Source organism: Afipia sp. GW821-FHT04G03, assembly GCF_059419985.1.
Genome location: NZ_JBWKSV010000004.1, coordinates 478,423 through 492,172 on the forward strand (window position 1 = coordinate 478,423; position 13,750 = coordinate 492,172).

At 62.7% G+C, this 13,750-nt stretch carries 12 protein-coding genes and 1 tRNA gene; 9 read left to right on the plus strand and 4 right to left on the minus strand.

From position 1 onward, the window contains the following. Window positions 1-133: 133 nt before the first annotated feature. Window positions 134-577: a PaaI family thioesterase gene (locus AC07UB_RS20425; protein ID WP_492791968.1), complete on the plus strand. Its 444-nt coding sequence runs from the start codon at window positions 134-136 to the stop codon at window positions 575-577. A gap of 79 nt (window positions 578-656) precedes the next feature. Here the strand turns inward: AC07UB_RS20425 and AC07UB_RS20430 are convergent, their stop codons facing one another. Beyond that, a complete protein-coding gene (locus AC07UB_RS20430) occupies window positions 657-1,181 on the minus strand; it encodes a Dps family protein (RefSeq protein ID WP_492791967.1) in 525 nt (174 codons plus the stop codon). A 179-nt stretch (window positions 1,182-1,360) separates the two neighbouring features. On the opposite strand from AC07UB_RS20430, the gene AC07UB_RS20435 reads away from it, so the two are divergent. The 6 genes from AC07UB_RS20435 (at window position 1,361) to AC07UB_RS20460 (ending at window position 7,507) form a co-directional block, all read left to right on the plus strand. Next, window positions 1,361-2,056: a class I SAM-dependent methyltransferase gene (locus AC07UB_RS20435; protein WP_492791966.1), complete on the plus strand. Its 696-nt coding sequence runs from the start codon at window positions 1,361-1,363 to the stop codon at window positions 2,054-2,056. Between the two features lie 93 nt (window positions 2,057-2,149). After that, window positions 2,150-2,223 (plus strand) — tRNA-Ala (locus AC07UB_RS20440). Window positions 2,224-2,427: 204 nt separating this feature from the next. After that, window positions 2,428-5,892 carry a carbamoyl-phosphate synthase large subunit gene (carB, locus tag AC07UB_RS20445; protein WP_494653819.1) on the plus strand — a complete coding sequence of 1,155 codons (3,465 nt, stop codon included), beginning with the start codon at window positions 2,428-2,430 and terminating at the stop codon, window positions 5,890-5,892. 170 nt (window positions 5,893-6,062) lie between these two features. Continuing rightward, window positions 6,063-6,539, plus strand: a complete 477-nt coding sequence (gene greA, locus AC07UB_RS20450; protein WP_492791964.1) for a transcription elongation factor GreA — start codon at window positions 6,063-6,065, stop codon at window positions 6,537-6,539. 113 nt (window positions 6,540-6,652) lie between these two features. Then, complete coding sequence (locus AC07UB_RS20455; RefSeq protein ID WP_494653817.1) at window positions 6,653-6,934, plus strand: hypothetical protein; 282 nt, start codon at window positions 6,653-6,655, stop codon at window positions 6,932-6,934. A gap of 162 nt (window positions 6,935-7,096) precedes the next feature. Continuing rightward, window positions 7,097-7,507 (plus strand): DoxX family protein, encoded by a 411-nt coding sequence (locus AC07UB_RS20460; RefSeq protein WP_494653815.1) that lies wholly within the window; start codon window positions 7,097-7,099, stop codon window positions 7,505-7,507. A gap of 3 nt (window positions 7,508-7,510) precedes the next feature. Here AC07UB_RS20460 and AC07UB_RS20465 read toward each other — a convergent pair whose 3' ends face one another. Both AC07UB_RS20465 and AC07UB_RS20470 read right to left on the minus strand, forming a co-directional pair. Then, window positions 7,511-8,266 (minus strand): sulfite exporter TauE/SafE family protein, encoded by a 756-nt coding sequence (locus AC07UB_RS20465; protein ID WP_494653813.1) that lies wholly within the window; start codon window positions 8,264-8,266, stop codon window positions 7,511-7,513. Between the two features lie 121 nt (window positions 8,267-8,387). Further along, a complete protein-coding gene (locus tag AC07UB_RS20470; RefSeq protein WP_492791960.1) occupies window positions 8,388-8,870 on the minus strand; it encodes an Lrp/AsnC family transcriptional regulator in 483 nt (160 codons plus the stop codon). A 271-nt stretch (window positions 8,871-9,141) separates the two neighbouring features. On the opposite strand from AC07UB_RS20470, the gene trxB reads away from it, so the two are divergent. Together trxB and AC07UB_RS20480 are read left to right on the plus strand one after the other, a co-directional pair. After that, a complete protein-coding gene (trxB, locus tag AC07UB_RS20475; RefSeq protein ID WP_492791959.1) occupies window positions 9,142-10,107 on the plus strand; it encodes a thioredoxin-disulfide reductase in 966 nt (321 codons plus the stop codon). Between the two features lie 2 nt (window positions 10,108-10,109). Then, entirely contained in the window at window positions 10,110-11,033 is a 924-nt protein-coding gene (locus tag AC07UB_RS20480; protein WP_492791958.1) for a LysR family transcriptional regulator, read from the plus strand. 313 nt (window positions 11,034-11,346) lie between these two features. On the opposite strand, the gene AC07UB_RS20485 is transcribed toward AC07UB_RS20480, so the two are convergent. Beyond that, window positions 11,347-13,737, minus strand: coding sequence for a heavy metal translocating P-type ATPase (locus AC07UB_RS20485; RefSeq protein ID WP_492791957.1), 2,391 nt, complete (start codon window positions 13,735-13,737; stop codon window positions 11,347-11,349). Window positions 13,738-13,750: the final 13 nt, after the last annotated feature.

Consider the following 13,750-nt stretch of genomic DNA (forward strand, 5'->3'; position numbering starts at 1 on the left):
TCGCTATCGCTGGGCGGACGTGGACAGATGACAAACTCCACGCCGCCATGGACGGCAACCGCACTTGCGCGCGCGGGACGAAACTTCTAGGTTTAAATGATAATCATCATCTAATAGCCACGAGCACGATCCGATGACCTCCCCGCCGATTTCAGGCTTTGATTTCTTCAACGGCATCAAGAACGGCACGGTGTCGCCGCCGCCGATGGCGCAACTGTTCGGCATCGAGATCGTCGAGGTCGAGCCCGGCCATATCGTGCTGACCGCGACGCCGAAGGCCGAACACAATAATCCGATGGGGATCACGCATGGAGGCTACGCCGCCGTGCTGCTCGACACCTGCATGGGCGGCGCGATCCATTCCGCGCTGAAGCCGGGTCAGGGCGTGGTGACGCTCGAATACAAGATCAACTTCATGAGGCCGATGTCGCCGAAAACCGGGCTGGTGCGCGGCGAAGGCCGCGTCATCCACACCGGCCGTCAGGCGGGCATGTCGGAAGGACGTTTGTTCGATTCCGCGGGCAAGTTGCTGGCGCACGGCACAACAACTTGCCATATCGTCGAGATGAAAGCGTAACTCTTACCCGGGTATGATCTGATCCGAAAACCGGTTTCCACTTTGCGCTAACGCGGCCCTTCGGGTCGGGATCGTGCCTTTACGCCTCGTTGCCGCCCTCCTGGCGGGTCGCCTCGAACAGGAACCAGGTCCGCCGCTCGGTCTCGTCGATGAAGTTCTCGAGGATGCTGGCGGACGCGACGTCGTCGGCATCGTCGCAAACCTTGTGCGCCTTGCGCATGGCCGCGGCGACCTTCTTGTTGTCTTCCATCAATTCGCGAAGCATCTCGCGCGGCGGCACGAACTTCTCGTCATTGTCCTTGATGGTCTGGAGCTTCGCGATCTGGCCGATGGAGCGGATGGTCGTGCCGCCGATCTTGCGGACCCGTTCAGCCAACTGGTCGGTGGTAGCGAAAATCTGGTCGGACTGCTCGTCGAGCAGAAGGTGGTAGTCGCGGAAATGGCGGCCACTGATATGCCAGTGGAAATTCTTGGTCTTCAGGTAGAGGGCAAAGGCATCCGCCAGAAGCGTGTTGAGCGCGGCCGAGACCTTGGTGACATCGGCGCTGTCGAGGTCGGTCGGTGTATCGAGATCAGCCTTTACGGAATTCTTGGTTTTACTCACGGCGAGCCTTCCTGTTACGAGGGTGACGAGAGAACTGGACCGGCGAGTGGACTTCGTTCGCCAGACCATCTAACGCATCCTACCCCCCGCCGGTTCCATGCGGGAACCCTGACCTGAAGGCACGATTTTCTCCCCGGAGTTAAGTTCACTTTCGGGACGTGCCCAATCCGGACAAGCCGATGGACGACTGGATCGACTACTACGATTCAACGCACACGATTTACGTCAACAAGCTGCATCGCGACGTGCATTTTCGCGTGATCGCGAACGACATTCTGGCATATGTCCCATCGCCGGACGCCGTGGTGCTCGACTATTCCTGCGGCGAGGCCTTGTCCGCAGCGCAGGTCGCAGCGTCCTGCCGCGAACTCATTCTCGCCGAGCCTGCGCCCGGCGTGCGCGGACGCCTGACCGCCCGCTTCGGCCCGAACCCGAAAATCGCCGTCCGCTCGCTCGATGACCTTGCGCAATTGCCGAACGCCTCGGTCGATCTCGCCGTGATGATTTCGGTCGCCCAGTACATGACACCGGCCGAACTGGACCGCGCCCTCGGCCTGATGCGGCGCGTGCTGAAGCCCGGCGGCCAGCTCGTGCTCGGCGATATCCTGCGGCCCGAGGTCGGCGCCGTGACCGACGTGATCGCGCTGCTCAGGCTCGCGGCCAAGAACGGCTTCCTGACCGACGCACTGTGGGGTCTGGCGCGCACTGCGCTGTCGGATTACTGGCAGTTGCGCCAGAGCATCGGGTTGCAGCGCTACAGCGAAGCCGACGCGATCGCGAAGCTGACGGCGGCAGGTTTTTCCGCGACGCGCGCCAAAACCAACGTCGGCTACAATCCCGCGCGCATGACCTTCGTAGCCAAACCCCGAACCTGACACCGCCTAATTAAGGCAGATCCGCAAGCAAGTTTTAACTCTAAAAGCCGTTCAGGATGGTGGACCGCAGCGTCGCACGGTAGATTCGTTCATGGTCCGGTGGCGGAAGTCGACGCGGGAGCTGTGCAAGGCTTTTTATCCTGGTTCAAATCCAGGCCGGACCTCCAATCTCCCTTCAATCTCCCCGGCATCGGGTTGCAGCCGATAACCTGCATGAAATTGCCGGTTGATCGCGGCTTTTAAGGTCTTTCACCGCTCAGGAATCTGGTCTAAAGACAGCCCGCGCGCATGGCTAACCCCAAGCGCTGGGTTCAAAGGACGCGCGGACGCGCGCCCTTTTTTTATGCCCAGTTTCCTGCCCGTGAGACTTAATGCCTAAAAGAACCGATATCTCGACGATCCTCATCATCGGCGCTGGCCCCATCGTGATCGGTCAGGCCTGTGAATTCGATTATTCCGGCACCCAGGCCGTGAAAACCCTCCGCGAGGAGGGCTATCGCATCGTTCTGGTCAATTCCAATCCGGCCACCATCATGACGGACCCGGAATTGGCGGATGCGACCTATATCGAGCCGATCACGCCGGAAATAGTCGCCAAGATCATCGAAAAGGAACGCCACGTCCTGCCCGGCGGCTTCGCGCTGCTGCCGACCATGGGCGGCCAGACCGCGCTGAACTGCGCGCTGTCGCTGCGCCGTATGGGTACGCTGGAGAAATTCGATGTCGAGATGATCGGCGCCACCGCCGACGCCATCGACAAGGCGGAAGACCGTCAGCTTTTCCGCGAGGCCATGACCAAGATCGGCCTCGAGACGCCGAAATCGCGGCTCGCCAACGCATCAGACCTGAAGAAGCAGTATCGCGACAAATATCTCGCCGAGAAGGAAAAGCTCTCCGGCGAGGCGCTGGCCGAGCACGAGCGCCAATGGTTGCTCCATGAAGGCGACCGGCGCAAACGCTATCAGGAACATGCGCTCGGCCAGGCGCTGATGGCGCTCTCCGAGATCGGCCTGCCTGCTATCATCCGTCCGTCCTTCACGATGGGCGGCACCGGCGGCGGCATCGCCTACAATCGCGAGGAATTTCTCGACATCATCGAGCGCGGCCTCGACGCCTCGCCGACCAACGAAGTGCTGATCGAAGAGTCGGTGCTCGGCTGGAAGGAATTCGAGATGGAGGTCGTCCGCGACAAGGCGGACAACTGCATCATCGTCTGCTCGATCGAGAATCTCGATCCGATGGGCGTGCATACCGGCGACTCCATTACCGTCGCCCCTGCCCTGACGCTGACCGACAAGGAATACCAGATCATGCGCGACGCCTCGCTGGCGGTGCTGCGCGAGATCGGCGTGGAAACCGGCGGCTCGAACGTGCAGTTCGGCGTCAACCCGGCCGACGGCCGCATGGTCGTCATCGAAATGAATCCGCGCGTGTCGCGCTCCTCGGCGCTGGCGTCGAAAGCCACCGGCTTTCCGATTGCCAAGGTCGCAGCCAAGCTCGCCGTCGGCTACACGCTGGATGAAATCGCCAACGACATCACCGGGGGTGCTACGCCGGCGTCGTTCGAGCCGACCATCGATTACGTGGTCACCAAGATCCCGCGTTTCGCGTTCGAGAAATTCCCCGGCGCATCCACCACGCTGACCACCTCGATGAAGTCGGTCGGCGAAGTGATGGCGATCGGCCGCACCTTCCAGGAATCTTTGCAGAAGGCGCTGCGCGGGCTGGAAACCGGCCTCACGGGTCTGGATGAAATCGAGATCGAAGGCCTCGGCCAGAGCGACGACAAGAACGCGGTGCGCGCCGCTCTTGGTACGCCGACGCCCGACCGCCTGTTGCAGGTCGCGCAGGCCATGCGGCTCGGCTGGACCGACGAGGAAATCTTCACCTCGTGCAAGATCGATCCGTGGTTCCTCGCCGAGATGCGCGGCATCGTGGAGATGGAAGCCAAGATCAAGGCGCACGGCCTGCCGGGCAACGCCCATAGCATGCGCACCTTGAAGGCGATGGGTTTCTCCGACGCACGCCTCGCGGTGCTTGCCGGCCAGACCGAAGCCGAGGTGAAAGCCGCGCGCCGCGCGCTCAACGTGCGCCCGGTGTTCAAACGCATCGACACCTGCGCCGCCGAATTCGCCTCTCCCACCGCCTATATGTATTCGACCTACGAAGCGCCGTTCGCAGGCGCGATGGCCGACGAAAGCGCCCCGTCCGACAAGAACAAGGTCATCATCCTCGGCGGCGGTCCCAACCGCATCGGCCAGGGCATCGAGTTCGACTACTGCTGTTGCCATGCGTGCTTCGCGCTGCATGACGCCGGCTACGAGACCATCATGGTCAACTGCAATCCCGAAACGGTGTCGACCGACTACGACACCGCGGATCGCCTGTACTTCGAGCCGCTCACCGCCGAGGACGTGCTGGAGATCATCGATACCGAGCGTACCAACGGCAAGCTTCACGGCGTGATCGTGCAGTTCGGCGGCCAGACGCCGCTGAAGCTCGCGCGCGCGCTGGAAGATGCCGATGTGCCGATCCTCGGAACGTCGCCTGATGCCATCGACCTTTCGGAAGACCGCGACCGCTTCAAGCGCGTGCTGGACAAGCTGCGCCTGAAGCAGCCGAAGAACGGCATCGCCTATTCGGTGGAGCAGGCCCGTCTTGTCGCCGCCGACCTCGGTCTGCCGCTTGTGGTTCGACCGTCCTACGTGCTCGGCGGCCGCGCCATGCAGATCATCCGCGAGGAGTCGCAGCTCGGCGATTACCTGCTCGACACGCTGCCGGGACTGGTGCCGGCCGACGTCAAGGCGCGCTATCCGAACGACAAGACCGGCCAAATCAACACGGTGCTCGGCAAGAACCCGCTGCTGTTCGACCGCTACCTGTCCGACGCCACCGAAGTCGACGTCGACTGCCTGTGCGACGGAAAAGATACGTTCGTCGTCGGCATCATGGAGCACATCGAAGAGGCCGGCATTCACTCCGGCGACTCGGCCTGTTCGCTGCCGCCGCATTCGCTCGAACCTTCGGTGATCGCCGAACTCGAACGCCAGACCCGCGAACTCGCGCTCGGCCTCGACGTGGTCGGCCTGATGAACGTGCAGTACGCCATCAAGGATGGCGACATCTACGTGCTGGAAGTCAATCCGCGCGCCTCGCGCACGGTGCCGTTCGTCGCCAAGGTGGTCGGCATTCCGGTCGCGAAGATCGCCGCGCGCATCATGGCAGGTGAGAAGCTCGCGGACTTCAAGCTGAAGCCGCGCAAGCTCGGCCATGTCGGCGTCAAGGAATCGGTGTTCCCGTTCGCGCGCTTCCCCGGCGTCGATACCGTGCTCGGTCCGGAAATGAAATCGACCGGCGAGATCATGGGCATCGATCGCTCGTTCGCAGTCGCATTCGCCAAGAGCCAGCTCGGCGGCGGCACGCGCGTTCCCCGCAAGGGAACCGTGTTCGTGTCGGTGCGTGAAAACGACAAGGCGCGCATTCTCGACGCCGTGAAACAACTCGCTGCGGTCGGCTTCAAGGTAATCGCCACGTCAGGCACCCAGCGCTTTCTCGTCGAAAGCGGCGTTCCCGCCGAAAAGATCAACAAGGTGCTGGAAGGCCGGCCGCATATCGTGGACGCCATCACCAATGGCGAGGTGCAACTGGTTTTCAATACCACCGAAGGCCCGCAGGCGCTCGCCGACAGCCGTTCGCTGCGGCGCGCTGCCCTCTTGCATAAAGTGCCATATTACACCACTCTTTCGGGTGCGCTGGCAGCCGCACAGGGCATCCGGGCCTATCTGGGCGGGGACCTCGAGGTTCGTACCCTGCAAGGTTATTTCTCCGATCTCTGAATTGTTAAGTCGGCCACCACGTCCGACATATTAAAGTGGGACTTGCGGCGGGAACCGTCCGGCCGCGATGATGTTCTCTTTCGTTCCCCGCGGCAGCCAGAAGCCGACGGGTTCAAACAAAACGTTTCGTACGGACAGTGTTCGCCGCACGGGATTCTAAGGACGACGATATGGTTGAAAAGGTACCCATGACCCAGGGGGGCTACGCCGCCCTGGAAGTTGAATTGAAGCAGCGCCAGTCGGTGGACCGTCCGCGCATCGTCGAGCAGATCGCCGAAGCGCGCGCGCATGGCGACCTGTCGGAGAACGCCGAGTATCACGCCGCGAAGGAAGCCCAGTCGCACAACGAGGGCCGTATCGCGGAGATCGAGGACAAGCTCGCGCGCGCGGACATCATCGACGTCTCGAAGCTTTCCGGCGACACCATCATGTTCGGCGCCACCGTCACGCTGATCGATGAAGACACCGAGAAGAAGGCTGTCTGGCAGATCGTCGGCGAGCCCGAGGCCGACGCCAAGAAGGGCCGCATCTCGATCACGTCGCCGCTTGCGCGCGCACTGATCGGCAAGAAGAAGGGCGCGTCCGTCGAAGTCGTCGCTCCCGGCGGCGCCAAGGCTTACGAGATCACCAAGGTGGACTGGAAGTAAGCGGGCCAGCTTCTCAAGAAAGTAATTCCATGAAATGGCCGGGATTTCCCGGCCATTTTCTTTTATGATGGATATGCGCCGGAGCCATTCTCCCGGCGGAGATGGTTTCGGTCATGCGGCGATCCTTTTTCACGGCAGCGATTGCAGCGGCCTTGCTCGCTGCCACCGGCGCGCGGGCCGCGGAAATTGCAATCCCGCCGCCCGTCAAGCCAAGGGAGTTGTCGGTTCACGTCAACCAGCCGAACTGCTCACGCTGGACCGATGACTGCGTGAACTGCACGCGCGGCGCCAAGGGCGAAGCGCCGACCTGCTCGAACATCGGCTTTGCCTGTCAGCCCAAGGCGATCCGCTGCATCGCGGCCGATGTTCCGCAGAGCGAACCGCAGACCAAGTGACCCCCGGTATCCGCCGGGAAACCGGCGCACAGCGGCAACAGTGCCTTCTCTGAATTATTCCAGCCGCGCCCACGAAATCGTCATCTGATTTCCGGGCAGCAGCACTATTGCTTCCCCGACCGGCGCGTTATCAAATCGCGTGTTTCAAATGGGGGATGTCATATGCAATACGAGAACTTCCTGGCGCCTTACCGGCCTCAGCTTCTGAGCCTGTTTCGTATCATCACCGGCCTGCTGTTGTTTCAGTACGGCGTGGCCAAGATCTTCAAGTTTCCCGTGCTGCCGTACTTCGCCAACATTCCGCCGCTCATCGTGGTTGCGGGAACGATCGAACTTGTTCTGGGCGCGCTGCTGATGGTCGGATTGTTCACGCGCTTCGCGGCGTTCATTCTCGCCGGCCAGATGGCCTTCGCCTATTTCATCGGGCACATGTTCAAGGGCGGCAACGCGGTGTTCCTGCCGCTGCTCAACGGCGGCACCGCAGCGATCCTGTTCTGCTTCGCCTGCCTCTATCTTGCGGCCGCCGGTCCCGGCCCATGGAGCCTCGACGCGTCGATGCGCAAGAAGGCGTAAGCGTCACTTCAGGAAGAATACAATCGTTAAACCCGCGCCGATGGTCACCACCGCGGCGCGGATTATTTTTTCCGGCACAATGCGCGCGAGGCTAACGCCGTAATATCCGCCGAAGGCGGAAGCTGCGATCGTCACCAGCGCGTGCGGCCAGTGCACCAGACCGCCGGCGATCAGCAATGCCGCCGACATGACCTGAATCAGAAACGCGACAACAATCTTGGTCGCGTTGGCCTTGTGAAAATTGCCGCTTTCGAGGATGGCCAGTGCCGCGAGCATCATGATGCCCGTGCCGGCTCCGAAGAACCCGCCATAGATCGCCACCAACATCATGAACCCGTAGGCGGCAATCCGCGCACCTGCATGCTGTCCGCGCGACCATGGTTCAACAAAGGCACGAATCTGGTTGCTGAACGCGAACAGCAAAGTGGCCAGCAGCAGCAGCCACGGCACCATCGGGCGGAAGCCGCCGTCGCCGAGCCAGATCAGCAGCAATGCGCCGGCGCCGCCGCCGACCAGTCCGATGATCGCGAACGGAAGCATCTCGCGGAAGTGCGTTCGCACCTCGGAGCGATAGGCCGCGACACTGGCGAGATTGGCGGGAGTCAGCGCCACGGCGCTGGTGGCGTTGGCGTCGAGCGTCGGCAGCCCGCTGACAACGAGCGCAGCGAACGTCACGAACGTGCCGCCGCCGGCAATGGCGTTCATTGTGCCCGCGACAAATCCCGCCACCGTCAGCACGACGACCTGAAACAGAGTCAACGTTAGCCCCCTTCACGCAAGTGGGCGCGAGGGAAGCGCCCGGCAAGCCGCTTGTAGAGGGTTGTATCGCAGAGGAAAACGCCTGTGTGCCGTTGGGGCACCATGCACAAACGCTATGTCCTCAGCCGTGCGGCACTTTCAGCTCAAGCGGCACGTCCGGCGCATCCTTGGAATTGTGCAGAACCAGCGAGGTGCGCACGTTGCGCACGTGGGGTGCTGCGGTGAGATGCGAGACGAAGGCTTGAAAGGTCGCCATGTCGGGCGCGACGCATTTGAGAATGAAATCGACGTCGCCCGACAGCATCCAGCATTCGCGCACCAGCGGCTCGTCACGGACGAATTCCTCGAACGCGCGCAGGTCGGCGTCGGCCTGGCTCGACAGGTGGACGGAGGCGAACACGGTCACGTCGAAGCCCAGCGACGGCGGATCGAGCAATCCGCGATAGCCGCGGATGTAGCCCTCCTCCTCCAGTGTCCGGACCCGGCGCAGGCACGGCGGCGGTGAGATACCGACCCGCTTGGCCAGTTCCACATTGGTGATCCGGCCGTCGGCCTGAATTTCACTGAGGATTTTCAGATCGATTTCGTCGAGGCTCTTTGACACGCGTGTTCCCAATTTCAGGGCGGCCGGACCCATCCCGGCCGATTCCGGCATAGTTCTAACCAGCAACATCGTTTCGCGCAATTTTATTTCGCGAGTTGCTATCTCGTGACGAGCTGGGGAAAATTTCAGGATATGGGTTGCATATCTTGCATGGCTCGCTGGATAGCCTACATTCAGAAGTGACACTTTTGACGCCGCAGCGATGTCTTTGCGGGCATTTACCGCCTCTTCGCTGACCATTCCATGCAACAAAGCTACTGAGGGTCGCGTTATGGCCGCTCCTATTCATGCCAAGGTCGTCATCATCGGGTCCGGACCCGCAGGCTACACCGCTGCCATCTACGCTGCGCGGGCCATGCTTGAGCCGGTCCTGATCCAGGGCATCCAGCCCGGCGGCCAGCTCACCATCACCACCGATGTCGAAAACTATCCGGGCTTCGCCGACGTCATCCAGGGTCCCTGGCTGATGGAGCAGATGGAGAAGCAGGCGGCGCATGTCGGCACCAAGATCGTCACCGACCACGTCAACAAGCTCGAACTGAACCAGCGCCCGTTCCGGATCACCACCGACAGCGGCGACGTCTATCTGGCTGACTCCGTGATCCTGTCCACTGGCGCGCAGGCGCGCTGGCTCGGCATTCCCTCGGAAGAAAAATTCAAGGGCTTCGGCGTTTCTGCCTGCGCCACGTGCGACGGCTTCTTTTATCGCGGCAAGGAAGTGTTCGTGATCGGCGGCGGCAACACCGCCGTGGAGGAAGCGCTGTTCCTGACCAACTTCGCCTCGAAGGTGACGCTGGTGCATCGCCGCGACAGCCTGCGTGCCGAGCGCATCCTGCAGGACCGCCTGTTCAAGCATCCCAAGATCGCCGTGATCTGGGACAGCGAGGTGGATGAGATCCGCGGTTCGGAAAATCCTTCCAAGGTCACGCATGTTCGCCTGAAAAATCTCAAGAGCGGCGCAGTCACCGAGCACGCCGCCGACGGCGTCTTCATCGCCATCGGTCACGCACCGGCGACCGAACTCGTGACAGGCCAGTTGAAACTCAAACCGTCCGGTTATGTCGAGATCGCACCGCATTCCACCGCGACCTCGGTGCCCGGCGTCTTCGCGGCAGGCGACGTTGCCGACGAAACCTACCGGCAGGCCGTCACGGCCGCCGGCCTCGGCTGTATGGCGGCGCTGGAAGCGGAACGCTTCCTTGCTCACCGCGCCACAGAACGCGCAGCGGCGGAGTAATCATGCCACGAACACGCGATGGATTGAGCGATATGGATTGGGACAAGCTGAAGGTCTTTCACGCTGCTGCGGAAGCGGGCAGCTTCACACATGCCGGCGAGCAGCTTGGGCTGTCGCAGTCGGCGGTGTCCCGTCAGGTCAGCGCGCTCGAGCAGGAGCTGTCGGTCTCGCTGTTTCATCGCCATGCGCGCGGACTGATCCTGACCGAACAAGGCGATCTGCTGTTTCGTACCGCGCACGATGTCTTCATGCAGTTGCAGGCGGCGCGCGCCAAGCTCACCGACAGCCGCGAACGGCCGAGCGGCGATCTCAAGGTCACCACGACGCCCGGCGTCGGCATCAACTGGCTGATCCCCCGGCTCGGCGAGTTCACCGCGCTTTATCCCGAGATCCGCATTGCGCTGATCGTCACCGACGAGGAACTCGACCTGTCGATGCGTGAAGCCGACGTGGCGATCCGCACCCGCAAGCCGACCCAGCCGGACCTGATCCAGCGCAAGCTGTTCTCGATGGGCTTTCACGCCTACTGCTCGCCGGAATACGTCAAGCGCCACGGCACGCCGCGCACGCTGGATGAACTGGACGCGCATCGCATCATTGTGCTCAGCGACCAGAACGTGCCGCAGCATTTGCAGAACCGGAATTGGCTGGTCGAAGCCAACCGCAACGGCTCGGGCCCGCGCGAGGCGGTGTTCCGGGTCAACAACATCCTCGGTCTGGTGCGGGCGTGTCAGCAGGGCCTAGGGATCGCGGCACTCCCGGACTATCTGGTCGAGGATACCAACCGGCTCGTGCAACTCTTCCAGGAATCCGACTCGATTCAATTGGATACGTATTTTGTCTATCCCGAAGAATTGAAGTCGGTGGCGCGCGTGCAGGTATTCCGCGACTTCATCGTGAGCAAGGCGCAGCGCTGGCCTGGCTAGGAACAGTATCCGGCGTTTGCCCTAGAACCGGGTCATCACGACAGTTCAAACGAGCGTTTGAGCCCGCACTCTGAGCATGACTGACATGCCGGGATCGGAGTTGTCCGCATGGGAAGTCGGAGCCCATACTCTCCTCACACTGAATGAACGCGTTGCACACTGTCCCCCTCCTCCAGCGGCGCGTGCATTCGGTTATCCCTCTTGGAAGGTGATTGTGTCGGCCTCACGTGGCCAAAAACTAAACAAGCCGGGCTCTTGAGCCCGGCTTTTTTTCTGTGCAGTTTCATGGCGATCGCGCACCGCCTGATCGCGGTTACGAATGAAGTTTCGTCCGCGACAGCCGCAATGCATTGCCGATCACGCTGACCGACGACAGCGCCATCGCGGCCGCGCCCAGCATCGGCGACAGCAAAATTCCGAACACCGGATAGAGCACACCCGCCGCCACCGGAACGCCCGCCGCGTTATAGAGAAACGCGAACGCGAGATTTTGCCGGATGTTGCGCATCGTCGCCCGCGACAGCCGCCGCGCTTCCACCAGGCCCATCAGATCGCCGCGCAGCAGCGTGATCCCTGAGCTTTCGATCGCGACATCCGTGCCGCCCCCCATGGCGATGCCCACATCGGCGGCGGCCAGCGCCGGCGCATCGTTGATGCCATCGCCCGCCATCGCCACCACGCGCCCCTCGGCCCGCAGCCGCGTCACCACGTCGCTTTTCCGTTCGGGCAGGACGTCGGCTTCGACCTCGCCGATACCAAGCGTGTTCGCGACCGCCTGCGCGGTGGTGAGGTTGTCGCCGGTCAGCATGACGATACGGAGTCCATCGTCGCGCAATTGCTTCAGCGCGCCCTCGGCGCTCGGCTTGATCGGATCGGCAACGGCGATGACGCCGGCGGCGCGGCCGTCCACCGCCACATAGATCGCGGTCGCGCCGCGCTCGCGCTGCGCGCGTGCGTCACTTTCAAGCGCCGTTGTATCGATATTCGACTGCTGCATGATCGCGGCGTTGCCGAGCACAACATGACGACCATCGACCGTGCCGCTCGCGCCCTTGCCGGCGGGCGAGGCGAAATTCTGAACGTCGTGAAGCTCGGCGCCTTCCTCCTTCGCCGCGTTCAGGATCGCAAAGGCCAGCGGATGTTCGCTGCCACGCTCGACGCTCGCGGCCAGCCGCAGCAGTTGGTCGCGGCTAAATCCAGCGGCAACCATGATGGCGACGACTTTCGGTTTTCCTTCTGTCAGCGTCCCGGTCTTGTCGATCACCAGCGTGTCGACCTTCTCCATCCGCTCCAGCGCCTCGGCATCACGAATGAGGATGCCGGAACGCGCGCCGCGGCCGACGCCGACCATGATCGACATTGGCGTCGCAAGCCCGAGCGCGCAGGGACAGGCGATGATGAGCACCGTGACCGCCGCGACCAGCGCGTAGGTGAAGCGCGGCTCGGGGCCAAAGACAGCCCAGGCTGCGAAGGCCGCGAGCGCGACCGCGATCACCACCGGCACGAACCAGCCCGCGACCTGATCCGCCAGACGCTGCACCGGCGCGCGCGAGCGCTGCGCCCGCGCCACCAGATCGACAATGCGCGCCAGCATGGTGTCGCGGCCGATCTTTTCGGCGCGGATCACAAGCCCTCCGCTCTGGTTGACCGTGCCGCCGATCACCAGTGCGCCTTCGCTCTTTTTCACCGGCATCGCCTCGCCGGTCACAAGGGATTCATCGACCAGCGACGCCCCTTCGGTGACGGCTCCGTCGATTGGAATCTTTTCGCCGGGACGCACGCGCAGCAGATCGCCGACCGCGATGGCATCGATGGCGATGTCCTCGTCGCCGTTCGGCAAAATGCGCCGCGCGGTTGTCGGCGCGAGACCGAGCAGCGCACGGATAGCACCTGAAGTTTGCGCGCGGGCGCGCAATTCGAGCACCTGTCCCAGCAGCACCAGCACCGTGATGACGGCGGCGGCTTCGAAATAGACCGCAACGGCGCCGTGCATGTCGCGGAAGGCCTGCGGAAAGGCCTGCGGCGCCAGCGTCGCGACAACGCTGTAGACATAGGCGACGCCGGTGCCCATGGCGATCAGCGTGAACATGTTGAGGTTGCGCGTTTTGATGGATTGCCAGCCGCGCGCGAAGAACGGCCAGCCCGCCCACAGCACCACCGGCGTCGCCAGCGCGAACGACAGCCAGTTTGACGTTTGTCCGGGCAGCAGATGCACGCCGCCAAGATGCGCGGTCATGTCGAGGACAAACACCGGCAGCGTCAGGGCCAGCGCGATCCAGAACCGCCGCGTCATGTCGATCAGTTCAGGATCCGGCGCATCGTCCAGCGACACCGTTTCGGGCTCGAGCGCCATGCCGCAGATCGGGCAGCTTCCCGGTCCGACCTGACGCACTTCGGGATGCATCGGGCAGGTGTAGATCGTGCCTTCGGGCAATGTCTCTTCAGGCGCGGATGATTTCGGCGCCAGAAACTTCTCCGGCTCGGCCTCGAAGCGCGTGCGGCAGCGATCCGAACAGAAGAAATAGTCCTGTCCCTTGTGCGCGAAGCGATGTTTCGCCCTCGCAGGATCCACGGTCATGCCGCAGACGGGATCGAGGACGCGGACCGCGCCATGCGGTCCATGATCGTGCGCGCCATGCTGGGCGTGAGCATGATGACCATGCCCGCCGCAGCATTCTTTCCCGTGTTCGTGTCCGGCTGCCATCACTTACATCCTT

Excerpts from the sequence above, each read along its gene's own strand:
- AC07UB_RS20425 (WP_492791968.1), top strand. The coding sequence starts at position 134 with ATGACCTCCCCGCCGATTTCAGGCTTTGATTTCTTCAACGGCATCAAG.
- AC07UB_RS20435 (WP_492791966.1), top strand. The coding sequence starts at position 1,361 with ATGGACGACTGGATCGACTACTACGATTCAACGCACACGATTTACGTC.
- carB (WP_494653819.1), top strand. The coding sequence starts at position 2,428 with ATGCCTAAAAGAACCGATATCTCGACGATCCTCATCATCGGCGCTGGC.
- greA (WP_492791964.1), top strand. The coding sequence starts at position 6,063 with ATGGTTGAAAAGGTACCCATGACCCAGGGGGGCTACGCCGCCCTGGAA.
- AC07UB_RS20455 (WP_494653817.1), top strand. The coding sequence starts at position 6,653 with ATGCGGCGATCCTTTTTCACGGCAGCGATTGCAGCGGCCTTGCTCGCT.
- AC07UB_RS20460 (WP_494653815.1), top strand. The coding sequence starts at position 7,097 with ATGCAATACGAGAACTTCCTGGCGCCTTACCGGCCTCAGCTTCTGAGC.
- trxB (WP_492791959.1), top strand. The coding sequence starts at position 9,142 with ATGGCCGCTCCTATTCATGCCAAGGTCGTCATCATCGGGTCCGGACCC.
- AC07UB_RS20480 (WP_492791958.1), top strand. The coding sequence starts at position 10,110 with ATGCCACGAACACGCGATGGATTGAGCGATATGGATTGGGACAAGCTG.
- AC07UB_RS20485 (WP_492791957.1), bottom strand. The coding sequence starts at position 13,737 with ATGGCAGCCGGACACGAACACGGGAAAGAATGCTGCGGCGGGCATGGT.